Here is a 21,551-nt window from a genome sequence, read left to right as displayed (position 1 = left end):
AAGATTAGAATGGAGGTGTTCTAAGTGCAGATAAATAAGATTAGAATGCGGGAAACCATTGTATCCTATACCTTCTTAGCTCCTATTCTCATTTTCTTCACCATTTTTGTACTCGCTCCAATGATTATGGGATTTGTCACAAGTTTCTTTAACTATACCATGACAGATTTTAGCTTCGTTGGGCTGGATAACTATGTACGGATGTTTAATGATCCGATCTTTATCAAATCTCTGATTAACACGTTGATTATCGTGGTTGGTTCAGTGCCAGTAGTTGTCTTCTTTTCAGTCTTTGTGGCTTCGCAGACCTATGAAAAGAATGTCATCGCTCGTTCGTTTTACCGGGCTGTATTCTTCCTGCCTGTTGTAACGGGTTCCGTTGCTGTAACGGTTGTTTGGAAATGGATTTACGATCCCCTGTCAGGTATCTTGAACTTTGTTCTGAAATCAGGTGGCCTTATTGAACAAAATATCAGTTGGTTAGGGGATAAACAGTGGGCCTTGTTAGCCATCATCATTATCCTCTTAACAACTTCAGTTGGTCAGCCGATTATTCTTTACATTGCAGCTCTAGGAAATATTGATAATTCCTTGGTAGAAGCTGCGCGTGTGGACGGAGCCAACGAACATCAGGTTTTCTGGCAAATCAAATGGCCAAGCCTCTTGCCAACCACTCTTTATATTGCTGTTATTACAACCATTAACTCCTTCCAGTGTTTTGCCCTTATTCAGCTCTTGACCTCAGGTGGACCGAACTATTCAACCTCCACCCTCATGTACTACTTGTACGAAAAGGCCTTTAAGTTGTCTGAGTATGGATATGCAAACACCATGGGTGTTTTCCTGGCAGTCATGATTGCACTGATTTCCTTTGCCCAATTCAAGATTTTGGGTAACGATGTGGAATACTAGAAAGGAGGAAACTATGAAAAAGAAAACCATTACACCCTTTGGTGTTATTTCAACGTTCATCTTGCTCTTGTTGACCATCCTTTTCATCTTCCCCTTCTATTGGATTATGACCGGTGCCTTTAAGTCACAACCTCATACCATTGTGATTCCGCCTCAGTGGTGGCCAACCCAGCCAACGCTAGAAAACTTTACCAAGTTGACTGTTCAAAACCCAGCCTTACAGTGGCTATGGAACTCAGTATTTATTTCCTTGGCGACCATGATTTTGGTTTGTTCAACATCCTCTCTAGCAGGTTATGTCTTGGCTAAAAAACGTTTCTATGGACAGCGGATCTTGTTCTCAATCTTCATCGCTGCCATGGCTTTGCCTAAACAGGTTGTACTTGTGCCTCTGGTACGGATTATCAACTTTATGGGGATTCATGATACCTTAGCAGCGGTGATTCTACCGCTAGTTGGTTGGCCATTCGGGGTTTTCTTGATGAAGCAATTCTCTGAAAATATACCAACAGAGCTCTTGGAATCTGCTAAGATTGATGGTTGTGGTGAGCTGTCAACCTTCTGGAATGTTGCCTTTCCAATTGTCAAACCAGGTTTTGCCGCCTTGGCTATCTTCACCTTTATTAACTCTTGGAATGACTACTTCATGCAGTTGGTTATGTTGACTTCTCGTCAGAATTTGACCATTTCGCTAGGTGTTGCAACCATGCAGGCTGAAATGGCAACCAACTATGGTGTTATCATGGCGGGAGCTGCTATGGCTGCAGTGCCAATCGTTACTGTCTTCCTTGTCTTCCAAAAATCCTTTACTCAAGGTATCACCATGGGAGCGGTTAAAGGCTAAGAATTCGGATAGTTGGTGGAGAAAGATACATGATTTATGATCATATTGATAATTGTTCACAATATAAGGGACTACATCCCAACTTGGATCTTGCCTTGGCTGTTTTGGAAAAGGGTGATTTTCGCGAGCAGGACCTAGGCAGGTATGAAATCGCTGGTCAGGCTGTCTATTATTTCCTTCAGGAAAATACCCTCTCTGAAGAGTTCAAGGAGGAATTTGAATACCATCGTTCATACGCAGATATCCATTTTGTTATCAGTGGACAGGAACAAATTTCTTACGGTTGTCGTCTGGTTGGAGAAGATACTGGTTTTGATCCAGCAAGTGATATCGGTTTTGTTCCGAGTGAAAAATGGGTGGATTGCCTACTTGATGGGAATTACTTTGCCATTTTCCTACCTGGTGAGGTTCATCAGCCAAACCAATGGGCAGGTGGACAAAAGACTGTCCGCAAGTTTGTCATTAAAGTCTTACTAGACGACTAGTTCTCAATAAAAAAATAGAAAGGGGAAGATGTAAATGAAAGGAAAGGGTGGTAGAACACTGGTTCAGTCCTTGTTTGATGTCAATCATCCAGCTTGGCAACTGGTAGAGAAACTCTTTGATCTCATGCTCTTAAATGGCTTAACTGTTTTGGCAAGTCTTCCGCTTTTTACCTTGGGAATTGCCAAACTAGCCCTCCAATCGAGTTTATGGGACATGAATGAAGAGGGGAAAGTCAGGGTCTGGTCGACCTACTGGGGTCATTTTGGTCGCCAGTGGAAACAGGGCTTTGTCTTGTCACTGGTAGAAATTGGGCTAACGACATTTTGCCTCTTGGATCTATATCTGATTTGGGGACAGGCTGGTCTGGTATTTGACAGTTTTCGTGCAAGCTGCATTGCCATCCTGCTCTTTAGTCAGCTGCTTTGGGTCTATATTTACCCGTTAGCCAGTCGATTTGATTTGCAGTTGAAAGACTTATTCCTAAAAGGAATTTTATGCCTGGGGAATATGCTGTCCTTGACCGCTATGGTTGGTCTGGTCTTTCTACTTGTAGCTACTATCCTCTTTTATTCAGGCCTGACATTTTTAATCGGTCTAGTTTGTCTGCTATTTTTTGCCTATGCGGGCCTATCCTTTCTATTTATTAGAGAATTTGGGTCAAGAATAAAAACAGTTAAAAAGGAATTAGAATGAAAGATTTATCGAAATATCATGGAATTATCCCAGCCTTCTATGCCTGTTATGACGAGGCTGGTGAGATTAGTTCGGAAGGTGTAAAAGCCCTGGTTCAGTATTTCATTGACAAGGGGGTTCAAGGGCTATATGTCAACGGTTCATCTGGTGAATGTATTTACCAAAGTGTGGCAGACCGCAAGCAAATTCTTGAAGCGGTCATGGAAGTTGCCAAGGGCAAATTGACCATCATCAACCATGTGGCTTGTAACAATTTGAAGGATAGTGTGGAGCTAGCTCGTCATTCGGAAGAATTGGGTGTTGATGCTATTGCAGCCATCCCACCAATCTATTTCCGTTTGCCAGAGTACAGCATTGCTACTTACTGGAACGGTATTAGTGCAGCTGCACCAAATACAGATTTCATCATCTACAACATTCCGCAACTGGCAGGTGTTTCCTTGACACCAAGTCTTTATAAGGAAATGTTGAAAAATCCACGTGTAGTTGGGGTGAAAAATTCCTCTATGCCAGTTCAGGATATTGATACCTTTGTAACCCTTGGCGGTGAAGACTATGTGGTATTCAATGGTCCAGATGAGCAATTCTTAGGTGGTCGCCTCATGGGCGCTAAGGGTGGAATTGGGGGTACCTATGGTGCCATGCCAGAACTCTTCCTGCGTTTGAACCAATTGATTGCGGACAAGGACTTGGAAACAGCCCGTCAATTGCAGGCGACTATCAATACTATTATTGGTAAACTGGTTTCCGGTCATGGTCATATGTACGCTGTCATCAAGGAAGTCATCCGTATCAATGATGGCTTGGATATTGGTTCTGTTCGTGAACCGCTGACAGCCTTGACGGAAGCAGACTTGGTCATTGCTCAAGAAGCAGCCCAACTCATTCGCGATGCTAAGGAAAGATTTGGTGCCTAGGAGGTGTCTATGAAAACCTATCTTGCCATTGATATTGGTGGAACTCAGATTAAATACGGTCGTCTGGATGAAGCAGGTCAGATCCTGGAAAGTTTTAAGATAGACACGGAAGCCCACAAGGGTGGCCCCCATATCCTAGCGACAGTCAAAAAACTTGTGGCAGATTTTCATGCCCAAGCCCCCCTTTCAGGTGTAGCCATTTCTTCGGCTGGGATGGTTGACCCTGACAAGGGAGAGATTTTCTACTCAGGACCACAAATTCCAAACTATGCTGGAACCCAGTTCAAGTCAGAAATTGAAACAGATTTCGGTCTTCCTTGCGAGATTGAAAATGATGTGAATTGTGCAGGACTAGCAGAAGGGATTTCAGGTGCTGGTCAGGATTGCCAGATTAGTCTCTGCTTGACCATTGGTACGGGTATCGGAGGTTGCTTGCTAGTGGATGGTCAAATCTTCCATGGCTTTAGTAATTCAGCCTGCGAGGTCGGTTATCTTCATCTTTCTGATGGAGCCTTCCAAGACTTGGCTTCAACGACGGCTCTTGTTCAAGAAGTGGCTCGTTTACATGATCAGAATCCAGAAGAGTGGAACGGCTATAAGATTTTCCAGGAAGCCAAGGCAGGAGATGCTCACTGTATTGCTGCCATTGAGCGCATGGTCAACTATCTTGGTCAAGGTATTGCCAATATCTGCTATGTAGCCAACCCAGAAGTGGTTATTCTTGGTGGTGGTATTATGGCGCAAAAAGATTATCTTTATGAGAAAATCCAAGCAGCTCTTAAGGCAAACTTGGTTTCAAGTCTGGCAGACAAGACAAAGCTGGCCTTTGCAGAGCATGAGAATGCTGCTGGTATGCTGGGAGCCTTCTACCACTTCCAACAGAAGCAAGGGCTAAGATAATATCAAGTAATGTAAGATGGAGAGCTTCCTACCCTTTCTCTTCTCCTTTAGATTTGGAAGCTTTCCGTCTTTTTTCTAGTTGTAGAGAGGTTGAATGATGATTGATAATATGACCTTGCAGGATATGCTGACCTATCGTGGTCGGCAGGAAATACCTGCAGATTTTGATGTTTTCTGGCAAGATGAACTATCTAAGTTGGTAGATTTACCAGATTATAGCTTGCTTGAAAAAGACTGTGGTTTAGCTCAAGTATCCTGTTATGAATTAAATTTTACAGGAACAAATGGATCTAAGATTTTTGCCAAGTGCCTCTTTCCAAAGAGTGAACAAGCTGTTCCAGTTCTCTTTTATTTCCATGGTTACCAGGGTCAGGGTCCAGACTGGTCTGAGAACTTGAAATTTTTAGCAGCTGGTTATGGGGTAGTAGCTATGGACGTACGTGGGCAGGCTGGTCGTTCTCAAGACTTGGGGCAATTTGAGGGAATAACTATTAAGGGGCAGGTTATTCGAGGGATGCTGCAAGGACCAGACCACTTGTTTTATAAGGATGTCTATTTGGATGTCTATCAACTGATTGCTATTGTTGCACAGTTTGACTTTGTTGATCAGAAGCGCCTGGTGTCTTATGGTGCCTCACAGGGAGGGGCCTTGGCCTTGGTGGCAGCCGCTCTCAGTCCCTACATCAGTAAAACTGTAGCCATCTATCCTTTCCTATCTGACTTTAAACGGGTCTTGGAACTTGGCAACAACAGTGAAGCCTACGACGAATTGTTTCGTTATTTCAAATTTTCAGATCCGTTACATGAAAGGGAAGAGGAGATTCTTCGAACCCTATCCTATATTGATGTAAAAAATCTGGCTCACTTGATTTCATGCCCAGTAGCTATGGTGACGGGCTTAGAAGATGGAGTTTGTCCTCCATCAACCCAATTTGCTATCTACAATCGACTGGAAGTTGAAAAAGAAATGAAAATCTTACCAGAATATGCTCACGATGCCATGCATGTAAAGGTTAATGACTATGTCTATGATTATTTAATCGGGACACGTTTTTCGGCTAACTAATTAAAGGCACTACTTGAAATACAGTAGTGCCTTTTCTGCTTATTCCTTGATGGTTTGTTTGAAAATACTTTCTTTTCTGTCCTTGTCGATGGATAAAAAATAGGCGTAGATAACATCAAGCATGATGAGGAGGGGAATTTGAGGGGAAATACGGTTGCCATAGTTGAGATGGCGGACAGAGGCGACTGGAATGACTTGGTCAAAGGGGGACTGAGAAGGTGTCTTGGTGGTTAGAAGGGCAGTTGTGCTCCCTTTCTGAGCAGCCAAGTGTAAGTGTTCGATGACTTCTTCTGTCTGACCGGATAAGGAGAGTCCAATGACCAAGCAGGTCTGATCTAGGATATTGGTTGTCCAAATGAGGTTGTTTTTGTCTGTAATAGCATCGCAGACGACCCCCAGTCGCATAAAACGGGATTTGATTTCCATTGCAACCAAACCAGAACTGCCGATTCCATAAAAATAGACACGCTTGCTACTGTCAATCAGTTTGGCAATTTCTTCCAATTTTTCTTCATCAACGAGTTTATTGGTAGCAGTTAGGATTTCCTCATAGTCTACCAAGACTTTTTTTGTTAGGCTCCTCTGTAATTTTTCAAAATGTTTATCCAAGTATTCTTGGTTATTCTGAAAGGCAAAGACAAATTCTCGATAACCGGAAAATCCACATTTTTTGGCAAAACGGGTAAGAGCAGATGGAGAAATGTGGAGTTGCTGTATAGTGTTTTCTTGGCTGAGATCGGTGCTAGATGGGTCTAACTGAGTAAAATAACTGGCAATCTGCTTTTCAAGTCTAGTCATCTGATCCAGATGAGACTCAATGATGGCAGTGATGTGTTTCGGTGTTTGTAACATTTTCCATTCCTCTGATAGCTTCTGAGGACATTATACCATAAAACCTCCTCATTGATAGGTTTTATGATATAATCCCGTCTTTGACAGTTTTACAAGACAAAAAACCTCCCTAACCCTATGCATATCAAGGGTTTAGCGAGGTTTTCTTTTTATATCAAAAATGCGTACTTTTTCTCGATTTTGACGATTGTAAAATTTTTTTCATCTTTTTTTCGCTTAGAATTTGATAATCACTTCTGAATCCAAATGTCTGATGCAGCTGGTCAGTAATAGCCGTCCGAGTGTAGTTAGGTAGATAACCAAAACCAGGCAGATACTTAAAGGTGTATGAACGTAAGGTTTCAATGAGTTCAGTACATGTGAATTGCTTCTGAACCGCCAGCTCTAAGTAACGATAGAGTATAAGAGCAAGAAAGCAAGTTGTAAAGTGAGCAGAAATGCGATCTTCTCGACTTAAATAAACTGGTCTAGCTTTCAATTCATGCTTCATAATACGGAAACATTCTTCAATTTCCCATCTTCTCTGATTAATGGAAACAATGGTCTCAATCGTATCGTCTAAGTTTGTTGTTACCGCATAAATTCCATCAAATCTAGCTTCAGAAACAATTCGTTCTTCATCCAACTCAATAAACGTTTTCTCAGCTATTTCTCCATCCCTTGTTGTCTCTGTTACTTTTAGGAAACGCTTAGGATCTGTAGATTGTTTCTTCTTGTAGTCAGCTGGTTTTCCAATCCATTTTGAGGCACGTTGAATCTGGCGTTCGCGTATCTTTCTTTGGTAATCTCTGTATTTAGCTGAGAAGGTTACAATCAATCGTTGGTCTTCTAGCCCATCTTGTGGTAAGGGGCATTCTTTGTAAAAGACTTGTCTATAGAGAAAGTCTTGATTACTTTCATCTAGTGCAGAAATATCATAGAATGTCTCGGACTTATCTCCCATCAACCGCCAACCTGTAGAAGCTGTAGCCCAGTCTTTGTCTTCTTTCTTTAACTTTTTGATAGATTGAGTTGTGACAAAGGCTCTCCCGCTGATATTATTGTAGCGTTTGTTTCCAATAGAAGATAGTCCAGCATCTGTACAGACCACAAATTGAGCTTTTTCAAAATCCTTGATAATCTTCTTCTCCAAAGGTTTCATAGTCGTTTGTTCATTCGTATTACCAGGTGTGACGGAGAAAGCTAATGGAATTCCTTGAGAATCCATAAACAGCCCCATTTGAACGATTGGATTCGGTCGATGTTCCTTAGAATAGCCATATTGTCTCAGTTGCCCCTCCTCATCTTCTTCCTCAATTTCGAAATAGAAATTTGTACAGTCGTAATAGAGGACATCAGTTTTACGAGAGGAAAGTGCAGTTGAGTTTTTATAGAGTTGTTCTTGAATAAAGTCAGTTTCTTTGGCAATAATTTCTAATCCTCGGTAGAGGTGCTGGAGTTCCAGAGTTTTAGGTTCTAGGAGAGTTTGTGAAAAATGAGCAGTAGACCGTTTAGAGGATGGGAATAGGATTCTGCCGTAGAGGAGACGAGAAAGAATGGTATCTAAGTGAAAACTAAAGTGATACCTCTTCTGAATATCTTGACAGATTTTATCCAATCCCAACTGATAATAGATATTCTGTAGAAATAAATATCCCCCATGATATTCATTTCGTTGATTTTGTTTCAACTGTTTATTCTCATGAAGTTTGACTAATATTTCTTGTTTATCTTCTTTATCAAGTTCGGTTAACTCTTTAGCCCGCAATTTTGCCCATTCCATTGGTTCCATTTCGGGATGTAGCTGTTGAAGAGTTTCATGATTGCCGAGATTTTCGACAATGGTTGATGTCCGTTTGTTTCCGACCTTGATATCTTTGATAATGGCATAGTTGATAGTATTTTTAGATACTGATTTTTTAACTCTCATGGATTCGCACCTCACTCTATTATACCACAGTACGAGAAAGTACGCAATAAAAATGTGCGAGAATTTGACAAAAAAATAGCGTCACATCAACGTTTGTGACACTTTTGGTGGTTTCAAACTGTCAAACTCCCGAGTGATGTGTTTCGGTGTTTGTAACATTTTCCATTCCTCTGATAGCTTCTGAGGACATTATACCATAAAACCTCCTCATTGATAGGTTTTATGATATAATGGAAACGTAAAAGGAATGTAAGATTATGTATATAGAAATGATTGATGAGACGGGGCAGGTTTCTGCTCAAATGCAGGAGCAGATTACGGAATTGCTCCAGTTTGCGGCCGAAAAAATTGGCAAGCAGAATAAGGAAATGGCTGTGACCTTTGTGGATAATAAGCGTGTCCATGAGGTGAACTTGGAGTACCGTGGGATTGACCGTCCGACAGACGTTGTCAGCCTAGAATATAAGCCAGAGTCGGAGATTGTTTTTGATGAGGAAGACTTACTGGATAATACTGAATTGGCTGAAATGATGGAAGATTTCGATGCCTATATCGGTGAATTGTATATTTCAATCGATAAGGCGCGTGAGCAAGCTGAAGATTACGGACACAGCTACGAGCGCGAAATGGGCTTTTTAGCTGTACACGGTTTTCTGCATATCAATGGCTATGATCATTATACGCCAGAAGAAGAGGCAGAAATGTTTGGTTTACAAGAAGAAATTTTGACGGCCTATGGACTTACAAGAGAATAATTCAAAAAATCGCTGGAAAAACCGAGAATTGATTGCTAGTCTAGAATTTGCAGTAACAGGTTTGTTGACGGCTTTCAAGGAAGAACGCAATATGAAGAAGCACCTTGCTTCAGCTATTCTTGTAGTGCTTGCGGGACTTATTTTCCAAGTATCTGTTACAGAATGGCTCTTCCTCTTGCTTAGCATCAGTCTAGTTATCGCTTTTGAAATTGTGAATTCGGCTATTGAGAATGTGGTGGATTTGGCGTCAGACTATCATTTTTCCATGTTGGCAAAGAATGCAAAAGATATGGCAGCAGGGGCAGTTTTGTTTGTGTCAGGCTTTGCCTTGTTGACAGGATTGATTATCTTTGTGCCGAAAATTTGGGACTTTATTTTTTAGAATATAAGGAGAATACATGACATTTAAGTCAGGTTTTGTGGCGATTTTAGGTCGTCCAAACGTTGGGAAATCAACCTTTCTCAACTATGTAATGGGGCAAAAAATTGCCATCATGAGCGACAAGGCTCAAACCACCCGTAACAAGATTATGGGCATTTATACGACAGAAGAAGAGCAGATTGTCTTCATTGACACACCGGGAATTCACAAGCCTAAGACAGCCTTGGGTGACTTTATGGTGGAATCTGCCTATAGCACCCTTCGTGAAGTGGATACGGTCCTCTTTATGGTGCCAGCCGATGAAAAACGAGGCAAGGGTGACGACATGATTATGGAACGCCTTAAACAAGCCAAGGTTCCGGTCATTTTGGTGGTTAACAAGATTGACAAGGTTCATCCAGACCAGCTTTTGGAACAGATTGATGATTTCCGTCAACAGATGGACTTCAAGGAAATTGTGCCTATTTCTGCTACCCAAGGCAACAATGTCAACCGCTTGATGGAAATTCTCAAGGAAAACCTGGACGAAGGCTTCCAATATTTCCCTGCGGACCAAATCACTGACCACCCAGAACGTTTCTTAGTATCTGAGATGATTCGGGAGAAGGTTCTACACCTGACTCGTGAGGAAATTCCGCACTCTGTGGCCGTTGTCATCGAGTCCATGAAACGCGATGAATTTACGGACAAGGTTCACATTCGTGCCACTATTATGGTAGAGCGTGATAGCCAGAAAGGTATTATCATTGGCAAGCAAGGAGCTATGCTCAAGAAAATCGGCTCCATGGCCCGCCGTGATATCGAACTCATGCTAGGAGATAAGGTCTTCCTAGAAACTTGGGTCAAGGTTAAGAAAAACTGGCGTGACAAAAAACTCGACCTCGCTGACTTTGGTTATAATGAGAAAGAGTATTAAAAACGTCCGGGTGACGTTTTTAACCCGAGCTTGAAAATGGGAAAGCGAGGAAGTCTGGGGACTTTCTTCAACAGAATAGAATGAATTAATTTCAAGCGTAAAGCACCACTTTTGTGGTGTTTTGCGTCGTTACGGTGAGATATTATGACAATTAGAGCAGTTAATGAACAGACTCTTTCTGTCTGGGCTACTTTTGCAAGTCAGGTTTGGCAGACAAAAGAGCAAGTTTTGATAGAAGAATTTTCAAATAATGAGTTTCCTTTTGAGTTTTTGTATTACTCTCAAAGTGAGGAGCCGATAGCGTGGATTAGTTTGTCGCTTCGCCACGACTATGTTGAAGGATGTCAGGCGAGGCCAGTTGCCTATTTAGAAGGAATTTTTATTAGTCCGAATTATCGTAGTCAAGGGCTTGCGGAAGAACTGTTGAATTTTGCAGAGGGTTGGGCTAAAAGCCGAGGTATAAGCCAACTAGGGTCTGATACGGAACTAGACAATCTACTGAGTCAGAACTTTCATATCAAACATGGCTTCCGAGAAGTTAGCCGAACAGTTCACTATATTCGGGATTTGACTAGTGATTAACAGGTTATCAATTAAAAATTTAGTTTAGAAAGGAAAGCCGGTTAGGTGTTGTAATTGAACTCGCCTACGACTCTTTGAAAAGAGATAACCGTGACCTAGGTGCCGAAGCACCGTCGGTCAGGTTTCTATTTACTTTGTAATCTTATTAGAAAGGACGAGTGTTAGCGTACTTGAACCCGAGCTAAAAGCTCGGAAAATAGATAGAGCTCCTTGTGTGCAAGTCACACAGCGTCGCTCTCCTTTTATCTTGTAATCATTATTTAGAAAGGAAAGCCGGTTAGGTGATGGAATTGAACACGCCTAGGCCTCTGTGAAAATCACAACCGTGACCTAGGTGCTGAAGCACCGTCGGTCAGGTTTCTATTTTTCTTTGAGTCGCTTAACGGCTTAGTATCTTAGTATGCCCGAATTGCCTGAGGTTGAGACGGTTCGTCGTGGTTTGAATCGGTTGGTAAAGGGAAAGGTCATCGAAAAGGTCAAGGTAACCTATGCTCCCATGATTAAGACAGGTGTGGATGCCTTCTGCCAAGACTTGATTGGTCAGGAGATTTTAGATGTGGACCGTCGTGGCAAGTATCTCTTGATTTACCTGACAGACCATGTCCTCATTTCTCATTTGCGGATGGAAGGTAAGTACAATTTCTTTCCTGACCAGGTGCCTGCCAACAAACATTTCCATGCCTTTTTTACTTTTTCAGATGGCTCGACCTTGGTTTATCAGGATGTCCGCAAGTTTGGCACAATGGAACTGCTGGGCAAGGCAGATGTGGGTGCCTATTTTATCAGTCGAAAAATTGGTCCTGAGCCGACGGAGGAAGATTTTGTCCTAGAAGAATTTGCACTCAAGTTAGCTAAGTCGAAAAAGCCCATTAAGTCGCATCTTTTGGACCAGTCTTTGGTGGCTGGTTTGGGAAATATTTATGTCGATGAGGTCTTATTCAAGGCACAAGTTCATCCTGCTCAAGCAAGTAATCAGCTATCGGCTGAGCAGGTGGCAGACCTCCGTCAAGCCACCATAGCAGTTCTACAACTGGGAATCGAAAAAGGTGGATCAACCATTCGGACCTACAAAAATGCCTTGGGCATGGATGGGACTATGCAGGATTATTTACAAGTTTACGGAAAGACAGGGCAGTCCTGTCCCCGTTGCCAGACAGAGATTGTCAAAATCCAGCTTGGTGGTCGAGGGACGCATTTCTGTCCCAAGTGTCAGGTGAAAAATGGCTAAAATTATCGGTTTAACAGGCGGTATCGCCTCTGGAAAATCAACGGTCACAGCTTTTTTGCGAGAACAGGGCTATCCAGTCATCGATGCGGATGCGGTTGTTCACGAATTACAGGCCAAAGGAGGCGAGCTCTATCAGGTTTTGCTGAAAGAGTTTGGTCAAGACATCTTGTCGGCAGATGGAAATTTAGATAGGGCTAAGCTGGGTCAGGCTGTTTTTGCGGATAGCAATCTGCGGGCTCGCCTGTCTGACCTGCAGGACCAAATTATCAGACATGAATTGCTGGCAAGAAGGGATGCTCTCAAGCAGACTGAGGATGTAATTTTTATGGATATTCCTTTGCTTTACGAGGCAGATTATAGCGGGGAAGTAGATGAAGTCTGGCTGGTTTATGTCGATAGAGCGCAGCAGTTGGAACGGCTTATGAAACGTAATGGCTTAGCTGTTCAAGATGCGGAAAATCGTCTGGCTGCTCAGCTTTCTTTAGAGGAAAAACGGTCGCAAGCCCAGGTGGTGATTGACAATAGCGGAGCGGTTGAGGCGACCTTAGCACAGGTTGCGCAACTTTTGGAGGAATTAAAGGATGGACGACGGTAGTAGTTATTGGAAGCAGAATTTGAAGGTGGCTTGGTTGGGAAATTTCCTAACAGGGACGAGTTTTACCTTGGTTATGCCCTTTATCTCGGTCTTTGTAGAAGAGTTGGGAGTGGGACCTGGACAGGTAGAATATTATGCGGGGCTTGCGGTATCTGTTAATGCCCTTGCGGCAGCCTTGATGGCACCTATTTGGGGGAGTTTGGCGGACCGTTACGGTCGCAAGCCCATGATGGTGCGGGCTGCTTTTGCGATGATTTTTACTATGGGTGGTATGGCCTTTGTACCAAATGTTTTTTGGTTGCTTGCCTTACGTGTCCTGAATGGGGTATTTACAGGATACATTCCCAATGCGACTGCCTTGATTGCCAGTCAGGTTCCAAAGGATAAGACGGGGTATGCTCTGGGTACATTGTCAACAGGTGCGGTAGCGGGTAATTTGATTGGTCCGACCCTGGGTGGTATCTTAGCAGAGATGTTTGGTGTACATACGGTATTTTTGCTGGTGGGACTTCTTTATGCTATCGTTGTGTTACTGACCGTTTTCTATATTCGAGAGGATTTTGTTCCAATCAAAAAAGGCGAAGAAATGTCGGTTAAAGAGGTATTTGAGCAGGTGAAAGATCGGCAGATGCTGGTTGGGCTTTTTGTGACTTCTATGATTATTATTGCAGCTGCTCAGGCCGTCGTTCCTATATTGACCCTCTATGTGCGGCATTTGGGACAGACAGATAATCTGTTATTTGTTGCTGGTTTTATCATTTCCTTGCCTGGTATGGCATCGCTAGTGACATCAGGTTATTTAGGGAAAATTGGTGATCGTATTGGCAATCATCGACTTCTATTAATTGCTTTGACTTACAGTCTGTTGATTAATGTTTTCTGTGTTTTTGCAGAAAATCCTTTCCAGCTTGGTTTGTTGCGATTCATGTATGGTTTTGGGACAGGAGCATTGTTGCCTTCGGTCAATTCTCTTTTGACCAAGTTGACCCCAAAAGAAGGGATTTCAAGGATATTTTCCTACAACCAACTCTTTAATAATCTAGGTTCGGTTGTTGGTCCCATGATGGGGTCTGCGGTAGCTGCTCACATGGGTTATGACTGGGTTTTCTATCTGTCGAGTGGACTTGTCCTCTTTAACCTTATCTGGTCTTTGACCAATTTTAGAAACTATTTGAAAGTAAGGGATGTTTAGTGAGAGTTAAAATCAATTTACAATGTTCAGAATGTGGTAGTAAGAACTACTTGACTAGCAAAAACGCCAAGACTCATCCAGATAAGATTGAAGTCCTTAAATACTGCCCAAAAGAGAGAAAAGTAACCCTCCACCTTGAAACTAAGTAGGTTTTATGGTATAATGTCATAAGTTATTGTAGAAAGTGAAAAAAATATGTATCAAGCATTATTAGCAATTCTGTTGATTTTATCTGTTATTTTGATTGTAGTGATTTTTATTCAACCGGCTAAAAACCAGTCTAGCAACGTCTTTGACTCTTCTAGTGGAGCCTTATTTGAACGTACAAAGGCCCGTGGTTTTGAAGCGGTGATGCAACGCATTACAGCTATTCTTGTTTTTCTTTGGATGCTGGATGCGCTGGCACTTGTTATCATTTCAAGTAAGTAGATAAATCAGACTGGGACTTGTTCTTGGTCTATTTTTTTGGGAGTGGGCCAGAACTCGACAAGTATAGTCGAATGAATTAGCTTTCAGACAAGGAACTGAGGCGCAGGCTATACTAAAGTATGGCAAGGCGAAAGTGACGATGTATCAAAGATAATTCAAATGACTATATAAAGAGTTCGTCTGCCCACCCCCGCATAAGTTGAATAGGTATGGTTCGGAGCGTTATACGCGAACTATTGAGATTTGCTTTGCAAATCCTATCTCCCACCTCCAACAATCATTTGATTGTTGGAGCAATCAACCACTGCGTCTGGATATAACGCAAAATACAGTCTTTTAGTTTGCTTTTAGTACTAGGCAACGAGCTGCAGGTTGCTATAACCGCCTAAAGGCTGTTATAGGTTGGAGATAAGACTTGCCTCGCAAGTCACTTCTGCAAAGTACGACAAAGCGAGTTCAAATAATGATGAAATTATTTGAAGTTGGAAATAGGGAAACGGAGTTTCCTCGTACGTCGCAGTAATAAAAGATAAACTAAAGGACTGAAAGAGAAATAGTGCTAGGTTTTTATTCTGCACTTTGGTAAGTATAAATGAAAAACGATATTATTAACTATATTAAAGAAGTTGGTCCTGTGACCATGGACCAGCTGGCAGACCAGTTTGGAGCTAGCTCTGCCAAGAGCTTTACTGACTTGGTCAAACTGGTTTCCAGCATGGAAGGCAGTCGTCAACTTGTCTTTGACAGTGCGGGTCGAATCGCTCTGCCAGCACCCAAAGTATCCAAAAACAAGGTAACCTTACAGGGGATTTTTCGTGCCCACAAGTCAGGCTTTGGTTTTGTGACCATTGATGAAGAGGAAGATGATCTCTTTGTCAGCCGTGACGATGTCAACTTCGCTATCGAGGGCGACCGAGTGGAAGTGGCCATTAAGAAAGTGGCGGATAGGCTCAAGGGAACCGCTGCGGAAGCGGAAGTCATTGATATTTTAGAACATAGCCTAAAAACAGCGGTGGGCTTGATTGTTTTTGACGAAGACAAGCCAGAATATGCAGGCTACATCAAGTCTAAAAACCAGAAAATCGCTCAGAAGATTTACATCAAGAAGTCACCTCTGGTATTGACCGGAACAGAAATCCTCAAGGTTGATATCGAGGCTTATCCCAATAAGAAACGGGACCACTTTGTTGCGACCATTCGGGACGTGGTGGGTCACAAGGACGATGTGGGAATCGATGTCTTGGAAGTCTTGGAGTCCATGGACATCGTGTCGGAATTCCCTGATGAAGTTTTGGCGGAGGCTAATCGAGTACCAGAAAGTCCGTCTGAGAAGGACTTTGAAGGACGCTTGGACCTGCGGAATGAAATCATCTTCACCATTGACGGTGCGGATGCCAAGGACTTGGACGATGCGGTCCATATCAAGCAACTCAAGAACGGCAATCTGGAGTTGGGTGTCCATATCGCTGATGTCAGCTACTATGTGACGGAAGGCTCTGCCTTGGACCAGGAAGCTGTCAAGCGTGGGACTTCTGTCTATGTGACCGACCGTGTGGTGCCAATGCTGCCAGAACGCCTGTCAAACGGTATTTGTTCCCTTAATCCAAATGTGGACCGTCTAACCCAGTCGGCTATTATGGAAATTGATCGCAAGGGCAAGGTAGTCAAGCACTGGATTGGCCAGACGGTTATCAAAACCACCTTCCGTATGACCTATTCCGATGTCAATGACATGATTGCAGGCAATCAGGAAAAGCTTGCTACATACAAGGCTATCGTACCAAGTGTTGAGCTCATGGTTAAACTCCATGAAACATTGGAAACCATGCGCTACAAACGCGGTGCTCTCAACTTTGACACGACAGAAGCCAAAATCATCGTCAACAAGGATGGTCTACCAGTCGATATTCAACTACGTCAGCGGGGCATTGCCGAGCGAATGATTGAGTCCTTCATGTTGGCGGCCAATGAGTGCGTTGCCGAGCATTTTGCCAAGCTGGATCTGCCTTTCATCTATCGGATCCACGAGGAGCCTAAGTCAGACAAGTTGCAGAAGTTCATCGACTATGCGACCAGCTTTGGTCTGACGGTATATGGTACAGCCAGCTCTATCAGCCAGGACGCCCTTCAGGACCTCATGGAGCGAGTCAAGGATGAACCCTATGCGGATGTCCTCAACATGATGTTGCTGCGTTCTATGCAGCAGGCACGCTACTCGGAGCATAACCACGGCCACTATGGACTGGGTGCGGAGTTCTACACCCACTTCACCAGTCCTATCCGCCGCTATCCCGACCTGCTGGTTCACCGTATGGTACGGGAATATGGTCACAATCCTGCGGAAAAAGCAGAGCATTTTGAGCAGGTTATTCCTGAACTTGCCAAGTCTTCGTCCAGTTTAGAACGCCGTGCCATTGAGGCAGAGCGGGAAGTCGAAGCCATGAAGAAGGCAGAGTTCATGCAAGAATTTGTCGGGCAAGAGTTTGACGGTGTCGTGTCTAGCGTAGTTAAGTTTGGTCTCTTTGTAGAGTTGCCAAATACGGTTGAAGGTCTGATTCATATCACCAACCTCAACGAATACTACCAGTTCCACGAGCGGACTCTGACCTTGCAGGGTGAGAAATCAGGTCGAGTCTTCCGTGTTGGTCAGCCAATCCGTATCAAGCTAACGCGGGCAGACAAGATGACAGGGGAGATTGATTTTGCCCACGTGCCGTCCGAGCTGGATATTGTGGAAAAAGCTCTGAAAGCCAAACGGAGAACTGCTAGTCACTCCAACCGTGACCGTGATGATCGGTCAGGGCGAGGACGGGGCAAGCACCACAAGCAAGAAGCTGCTGGTCGCGACAGCAAACATCACAAGTCTGGGAAAGACCACAAGTCAAAAAGTGGTAAAAAAGACAAGAAAAAGAAACCATTTTACAAAGAAGTAGCTAAAAAGAACAAGAAGAAAAGGAGATAGGCATGGCCAAGGGTGAGGGCAACGTGATTGCGCAGAATAAAAAAGCCCGCCACGACTATACCATTGTTGATACAGTGGAGGCGGGGATGGTCCTGACGGGGACGGAGATTAAGTCCATTCGTGCGGGGCGGATCAACCTTAAGGACGGCTTTGCCCAAATCAAGCAGGGCGAGGCTTGGTTGGTCAATGTCCATATCGCTCCCTACGATGAGGGCAATATCTGGAACCAGGAGCCAACGCGAACCCGCAAGTTGCTCTTGCGGAAGAAACAAATTGAGTCTCTGGGCAATGAGGTTAAGGGGACAGGGATGACTCTTGTGCCCCTCAAGGTCTATATCAAGGACGGCTTTGCCAAGGTTTTGATTGGACTTGCCAAAGGGAAGCACGACTACGACAAGCGGGAATCCATCAAACGCCGTGAGCAAGACCGGGATATTAAGCGGACTATGAAGGCGATTAATGCAAGATGAGTTTGGTGTAAGAATGGATATTTATTGTCCAATCTACTGAATGGATAAGATTTATAAAAACGAATACAATAGTTCATGTCTTAGAAAAGAACTACTGTATTCGTTTTTATTATAGGAAGTCTATTCTAGGTTCATTTTATTTTTAGTGTTAAAAAGTAAAATTTTTTAAATTTTTGTCATTTAATTCCTAATTTTTTAATAGCCTTTAAACAACCAATTTAATAATGCTTTCATACTATTTCTCCTCCTTCTGTTGGGGTTACCTCACAGTTTGATTATAAAACAAAGAAAAAAGATTGTTAATAAAAATCGTATTATTTATCTATTTATTAAATGTTTGTTTTCTGTCAGCTCGTATGATCATAATCTGCTATTTTTAGAAATAAACTTATAATAACTTTACATTATAAACTTTATATGTTATATTAATAATATAAAGTATATAAATAATATGGCATCAGGCTAGGAGGTAAAATAACGTAGGAAACTATATTTCTGATGACTAGACTGTTTATTATTATATGAAAAATAAGGATGGTGGTTTATATGAATAATAAAAGAAGTTCGGATACATTATTTTTATGTGGCATAATTTTAATGTGTTTTGGATACTTAAATTTTATGATAAAACCAACTTGGATTGAGACACGTGGTGATATTTGGAATACAATCACACTTTATATATATCAATTATTTTGGAAACCTGTAGAAACCTTAAGTTTTTTAATAGGAGCTATATTATTTTGCAAAAGTTTTAAAAAATAATAAGGAGAACATCATGAGTAAAAGAAAGTTTATTATTTTATTTTTGTTCAGTATACTATGTTTGTGTTCACCTATGGTCTCTCATGCAGAAACTACTCTTTTGTCAAATTATGAGGTGATTTCTGATTTAGTAATAGTAGATAATGAAAATGGAATTCTATATGAATTTTATTCAGAGGAATATCGAGATGATTTTTTAGCTAGTAATTCTAAATACCAAACAAGGTCAAATGGTGTTGCTGATACTAAGAGAGTATTTGTAAGGTCTATTCCAAAAACTTATACTAGTGGAGCAATATCAATTAATGCTTATGGTGGTGAGGCTGGAGCAACTCTTACCCCTCCAGTTTCTTATAGTTTTGCTGACCCAAATACTGGACATGGGGTTACTGTTAGTTTAGGGGTTTCTCATAATGTACCTCCATACACTTATGGACATATTATTGTAAAAGCTAATTATAATTTGAATGAGTACGATCTTAAGGTGAGATATCTAGGTACGAATAAGTATGTCAACGCTGGAAAGACTTATACTATTAGTAATGCGATTGGATGGACAGAATTAAGAACTTGGAAATAATGTGTCTTAAAATATGGAACAGTTCAGTTTGTTTACTGAACTGTCTTTTTTTATTTTGATTTTCATTGAGTATCAGTCACAAATTTCAGACATTTTCTGATTCTTTATAGTTGAATACGTGTAATACGTATGATATAATAATCTTGTCAGGAGGTAAAAGCGCTATGCCTATGACACAAAAAGAAATGGTTAAGCTACTTACCGCCCATGGTTGGACAAAAACCAAAGGCGGTAAGGGGTCACACGTGAAACTTGAAAAAGCAGGCGAGCGACCTATAACCATTCCCCACGGTGAAATAAACAAATACACCGAAAGGGGTATCAAAAAGCAAGCAGGGCTGTTATAACAACAGCCTACCGCTTGTTTTCTTTTGGAGGTAAACTATGCTTGTCACTTATCCAGCTTTATTTTATTTTGATGATACAGACGGAGCTAACGCCCCTTACTTTGTAACTTTCCCTGATTTTGAGCATTCAGCAACTCAAGGCGAGGATATGGCGGACGCTATGGCAATGGCTAGCGATTGGTTAGGCATGAACTTAGCTGATTATATCGAGAATGGAAGAGACATTCCTACCCCGTCTTCTATAAACACTTTGTCATTAGTAGATAATAACCCTTTCCGTAATGAGGATTTTGAGATGGTTTACGATTCTAGCAAGTCTTTTATCTCCATGGTGATGGTGGACGTTGCAAAGTATTTGGGCAGTCAAGAGCCAGTAAAGAAAACACTCACTATCCCACGCTGGGCAGACACTCTAGGACGTGAACTAGGATTGAATTTCTCACAGACCCTCACGGATGCAATTGCAGATAAAAAAATTCATGCTTAACACTTGCTTCTGTTATTGCAAATGTTGAAACTGGACCTTTCTACTCCCGTTGAGTATTAGTAGTTCTAATGAGTGGGATGGTTCCGTTTTTATCTTTCTATAAATTATACGAAACCCCAGAAGTTTATGTAATGAACTTCTGGGGTTTTGTTCTATTTTCTTAATCCACCGTCTTTCTTAATCCACCGTCACCATTGCTTTAATCGTTTTACGGTTGGCCATGTCTTTGTAGGCTTGGTCAATATTGTCTAGGCTGTAAGTTTGGGTGAAAACACGACCTGGGTTGATGTCGCCTTTGAGAACAGCATCGAGCAAAATTTCCTTATCATAGGTTGTGACAGAAGCAGAGCCACCACCGATAATGATATTTTGTGCAAAGGTTGAGCCAAGGGCGTGGTTGTTGTAGTGTGGCACACCGACAAAACCGATACGACCACCATTGTGAAGGACACCGAGTGCTTGGTCAATGGAGGCTTCTGTACCAACACATTCTAGGGCAGCATCAGCGCCTCCACCAAGAATTTCACGAACTTTAGCAATGCCTTCTTCGCCCCGTTCTGCTACGATGGCAGTAGCACCTGATTCCAAAGCCATTTGCTGACGGTCCGCGTGACGGCTCATCATGATAATCTGAGAAGCTCCGCGCATTTTTGCAGCAATGACGGCACATTGACCCACTGCACCATCACCGATGACAACAACCTTGTCACCAGGTTTGACATCTGCTACGCGGGCTGCGTGGTAGCCTGTAGGCATAACATCTGCCAATGTTAGAAGTGATTTAATCATGCCTTCTGAGTAGTCGCTCGGTTGGCCAGGAATTTTGACCAAGGCCCAGTTGCCGTAGTGGAAACGAATGTATTGAGACTGGTAGTTGTTGCCCCAGTTGGTGTAGCCTGGATGGTTGTCACAAGTACCGTCAAAGCCAGCGCGACAGGCATCACAGTGTCCGCAACCATGTGTAAATGGAACAATCACAAAGTCACCAGGAACTAGTGTTGTAATGTCTTCGCCTACCTCTTCAACGATACCGATGGCTTCATGACCAGAGTTGGTGTCACCGTGGTCATGGTGAATATCTTCACCGTAGCCCCAAAGGTCTGACCCACAGACGCAGGCCCGCACGACCTTGATAATGACATCATCCTTGGCTTGAAGACTTGGTTTTTCGATTTCTGCAACGGTCATCTTACCGGCTTTTTCATAAATAGCTGCTTTCATATTTATCACACATTTACTTGTTAGTAAATATCCTTTCTGATTGATATGAACTATTATACAC

At 42.4% G+C, this 21,551-nt stretch carries 26 protein-coding genes; 22 read left to right on the top strand and 4 right to left on the bottom strand.

Translation table 11 applies throughout. From position 1 onward, the window contains the following. Window positions 1–24 precede the first annotated feature (24 nt). The 7 genes from CWM22_09500 to CWM22_09470 all read left to right on the top strand — a co-directional run bounded on the left by CWM22_09500 (window position 25) and on the right by CWM22_09470 (window position 5,818). The gene (locus tag CWM22_09500; GenBank protein ID AUC92112.1) at window positions 25–912 is read left to right on the top strand and encodes a sugar ABC transporter permease; all 888 of its coding nucleotides are present in this window, start codon (window positions 25–27) and stop codon (window positions 910–912) included. A 13-nt stretch (window positions 913–925) separates the two neighbouring features. Then, window positions 926–1,756, top strand: a complete 831-nt coding sequence (locus CWM22_09495) for a sugar ABC transporter permease (protein AUC92111.1) — start codon at window positions 926–928, stop codon at window positions 1,754–1,756. A gap of 29 nt (window positions 1,757–1,785) precedes the next feature. Continuing rightward, window positions 1,786–2,241, top strand: coding sequence for a YhcH/YjgK/YiaL family protein (locus CWM22_09490; protein ID AUC92110.1), 456 nt, complete (start codon window positions 1,786–1,788; stop codon window positions 2,239–2,241). 34 nt (window positions 2,242–2,275) lie between these two features. Then, window positions 2,276–2,935, top strand: a complete 660-nt coding sequence (locus CWM22_09485) for a hypothetical protein (GenBank protein AUC92109.1) — start codon at window positions 2,276–2,278, stop codon at window positions 2,933–2,935. Beyond that, a complete protein-coding gene (locus CWM22_09480) occupies window positions 2,932–3,852 on the top strand; it encodes an N-acetylneuraminate lyase (protein ID AUC92108.1) in 921 nt (306 codons plus the stop codon). The genes CWM22_09485 and CWM22_09480 overlap by 4 nt, the downstream gene beginning before the upstream one ends. Before the next feature lie 9 nt (window positions 3,853–3,861). Then, window positions 3,862–4,752 carry an ROK family protein gene (locus tag CWM22_09475; protein ID AUC92107.1) on the top strand — a complete coding sequence of 297 codons (891 nt, stop codon included), beginning with the start codon at window positions 3,862–3,864 and terminating at the stop codon, window positions 4,750–4,752. Window positions 4,753–4,849: 97 nt separating this feature from the next. Further along, window positions 4,850–5,818 carry an acetylxylan esterase gene (locus tag CWM22_09470; GenBank protein ID AUC92878.1) on the top strand — a complete coding sequence of 323 codons (969 nt, stop codon included), beginning with the start codon at window positions 4,850–4,852 and terminating at the stop codon, window positions 5,816–5,818. Between the two features lie 39 nt (window positions 5,819–5,857). On the opposite strand, the gene CWM22_09465 is transcribed toward CWM22_09470, so the two are convergent. Both CWM22_09465 and CWM22_09460 read right to left on the bottom strand, forming a co-directional pair. Beyond that, window positions 5,858–6,670: an SIS domain-containing protein gene (locus tag CWM22_09465; protein ID AUC92106.1), complete on the bottom strand. Its 813-nt coding sequence runs from the start codon at window positions 6,668–6,670 to the stop codon at window positions 5,858–5,860. Between the two features lie 154 nt (window positions 6,671–6,824). Beyond that, window positions 6,825–8,432, bottom strand: a complete 1,608-nt coding sequence (locus CWM22_09460) for a transposase (protein AUC92877.1) — start codon at window positions 8,430–8,432, stop codon at window positions 6,825–6,827. 404 nt (window positions 8,433–8,836) lie between these two features. Between CWM22_09460 and CWM22_09455 the strand changes: the two genes are divergently transcribed. From CWM22_09455 to CWM22_09415, 9 genes are all read left to right on the top strand, one after another. Then, on the top strand, window positions 8,837–9,334 hold the full coding sequence (locus CWM22_09455) for an rRNA maturation RNase YbeY (protein AUC92105.1): 498 nt from the start codon (window positions 8,837–8,839) through the stop codon (window positions 9,332–9,334). Then, window positions 9,315–9,716, top strand: coding sequence for a UDP kinase (locus CWM22_09450; protein ID AUC92104.1), 402 nt, complete (start codon window positions 9,315–9,317; stop codon window positions 9,714–9,716). The genes CWM22_09455 and CWM22_09450 overlap by 20 nt, the downstream gene beginning before the upstream one ends. Before the next feature lie 16 nt (window positions 9,717–9,732). Beyond that, window positions 9,733–10,632 (top strand): GTPase Era, encoded by a 900-nt coding sequence (locus tag CWM22_09445; protein AUC92103.1) that lies wholly within the window; start codon window positions 9,733–9,735, stop codon window positions 10,630–10,632. 144 nt (window positions 10,633–10,776) lie between these two features. Next, window positions 10,777–11,214 (top strand): GNAT family N-acetyltransferase, encoded by a 438-nt coding sequence (locus CWM22_09440; GenBank protein AUC92102.1) that lies wholly within the window; start codon window positions 10,777–10,779, stop codon window positions 11,212–11,214. 400 nt (window positions 11,215–11,614) lie between these two features. Beyond that, complete coding sequence (locus CWM22_09435; protein AUC92101.1) at window positions 11,615–12,442, top strand: DNA-formamidopyrimidine glycosylase; 828 nt, start codon at window positions 11,615–11,617, stop codon at window positions 12,440–12,442. Beyond that, window positions 12,435–13,037 (top strand): dephospho-CoA kinase, encoded by a 603-nt coding sequence (locus CWM22_09430; protein ID AUC92100.1) that lies wholly within the window; start codon window positions 12,435–12,437, stop codon window positions 13,035–13,037. The genes CWM22_09435 and CWM22_09430 overlap by 8 nt, the downstream gene beginning before the upstream one ends. Beyond that, window positions 13,024–14,229, top strand: coding sequence for an MFS transporter (locus CWM22_09425; GenBank protein AUC92099.1), 1,206 nt, complete (start codon window positions 13,024–13,026; stop codon window positions 14,227–14,229). Before CWM22_09430 ends, CWM22_09425 begins: the two co-directional genes overlap by 14 nt. Beyond that, on the top strand, window positions 14,229–14,378 hold the full coding sequence (rpmG, locus tag CWM22_09420) for a 50S ribosomal protein L33 (protein AUC92098.1): 150 nt from the start codon (window positions 14,229–14,231) through the stop codon (window positions 14,376–14,378). Before CWM22_09425 ends, rpmG begins: the two co-directional genes overlap by 1 nt. A 46-nt stretch (window positions 14,379–14,424) precedes the next feature. Continuing rightward, window positions 14,425–14,658 (top strand): preprotein translocase subunit SecG, encoded by a 234-nt coding sequence (locus CWM22_09415; GenBank protein ID AUC92097.1) that lies wholly within the window; start codon window positions 14,425–14,427, stop codon window positions 14,656–14,658. A 395-nt stretch (window positions 14,659–15,053) separates the two neighbouring features. On the opposite strand, the gene CWM22_09410 is transcribed toward CWM22_09415, so the two are convergent. Further along, a complete protein-coding gene (locus CWM22_09410) occupies window positions 15,054–15,236 on the bottom strand; it encodes a hypothetical protein (GenBank protein ID AUC92096.1) in 183 nt (60 codons plus the stop codon). Between the two features lie 14 nt (window positions 15,237–15,250). On the opposite strand from CWM22_09410, the gene rnr reads away from it, so the two are divergent. The 6 genes from rnr (at window position 15,251) to CWM22_09380 (ending at window position 20,269) form a co-directional block, all read left to right on the top strand. After that, window positions 15,251–17,620, top strand: a complete 2,370-nt coding sequence (rnr, locus tag CWM22_09405; protein ID AUC92095.1) for a ribonuclease R — start codon at window positions 15,251–15,253, stop codon at window positions 17,618–17,620. A 2-nt stretch (window positions 17,621–17,622) separates the two neighbouring features. Continuing rightward, on the top strand, window positions 17,623–18,090 hold the full coding sequence (locus tag CWM22_09400) for an SsrA-binding protein SmpB (protein ID AUC92094.1): 468 nt from the start codon (window positions 17,623–17,625) through the stop codon (window positions 18,088–18,090). 534 nt (window positions 18,091–18,624) lie between these two features. Then, window positions 18,625–18,855 carry a hypothetical protein gene (locus CWM22_09395; protein ID AUC92093.1) on the top strand — a complete coding sequence of 77 codons (231 nt, stop codon included), beginning with the start codon at window positions 18,625–18,627 and terminating at the stop codon, window positions 18,853–18,855. 13 nt (window positions 18,856–18,868) lie between these two features. Continuing rightward, entirely contained in the window at window positions 18,869–19,435 is a 567-nt protein-coding gene (locus CWM22_09390; GenBank protein AUC92092.1) for a hypothetical protein, read from the top strand. A 137-nt stretch (window positions 19,436–19,572) separates the two neighbouring features. Beyond that, a complete protein-coding gene (locus CWM22_09385; GenBank protein AUC92876.1) occupies window positions 19,573–19,782 on the top strand; it encodes a type II toxin-antitoxin system HicA family toxin in 210 nt (69 codons plus the stop codon). 37 nt (window positions 19,783–19,819) lie between these two features. Further along, complete coding sequence (locus CWM22_09380; GenBank protein AUC92091.1) at window positions 19,820–20,269, top strand: type II toxin-antitoxin system HicB family antitoxin; 450 nt, start codon at window positions 19,820–19,822, stop codon at window positions 20,267–20,269. Between the two features lie 177 nt (window positions 20,270–20,446). On the opposite strand, the gene CWM22_09375 is transcribed toward CWM22_09380, so the two are convergent. Next, on the bottom strand, window positions 20,447–21,490 hold the full coding sequence (locus tag CWM22_09375) for a Zn-dependent alcohol dehydrogenase (protein AUC92090.1): 1,044 nt from the start codon (window positions 21,488–21,490) through the stop codon (window positions 20,447–20,449). Between the last annotated feature and the right edge of the window lie 61 nt (window positions 21,491–21,551).

The organism is Streptococcus suis (genome assembly GCA_002831545.1).
GTDB classification, from domain to species: Bacteria; Bacillota; Bacilli; order Lactobacillales; family Streptococcaceae; genus Streptococcus; species Streptococcus suis_P.
This window is presented reverse-complemented; position numbering and strand designations above follow the sequence as displayed.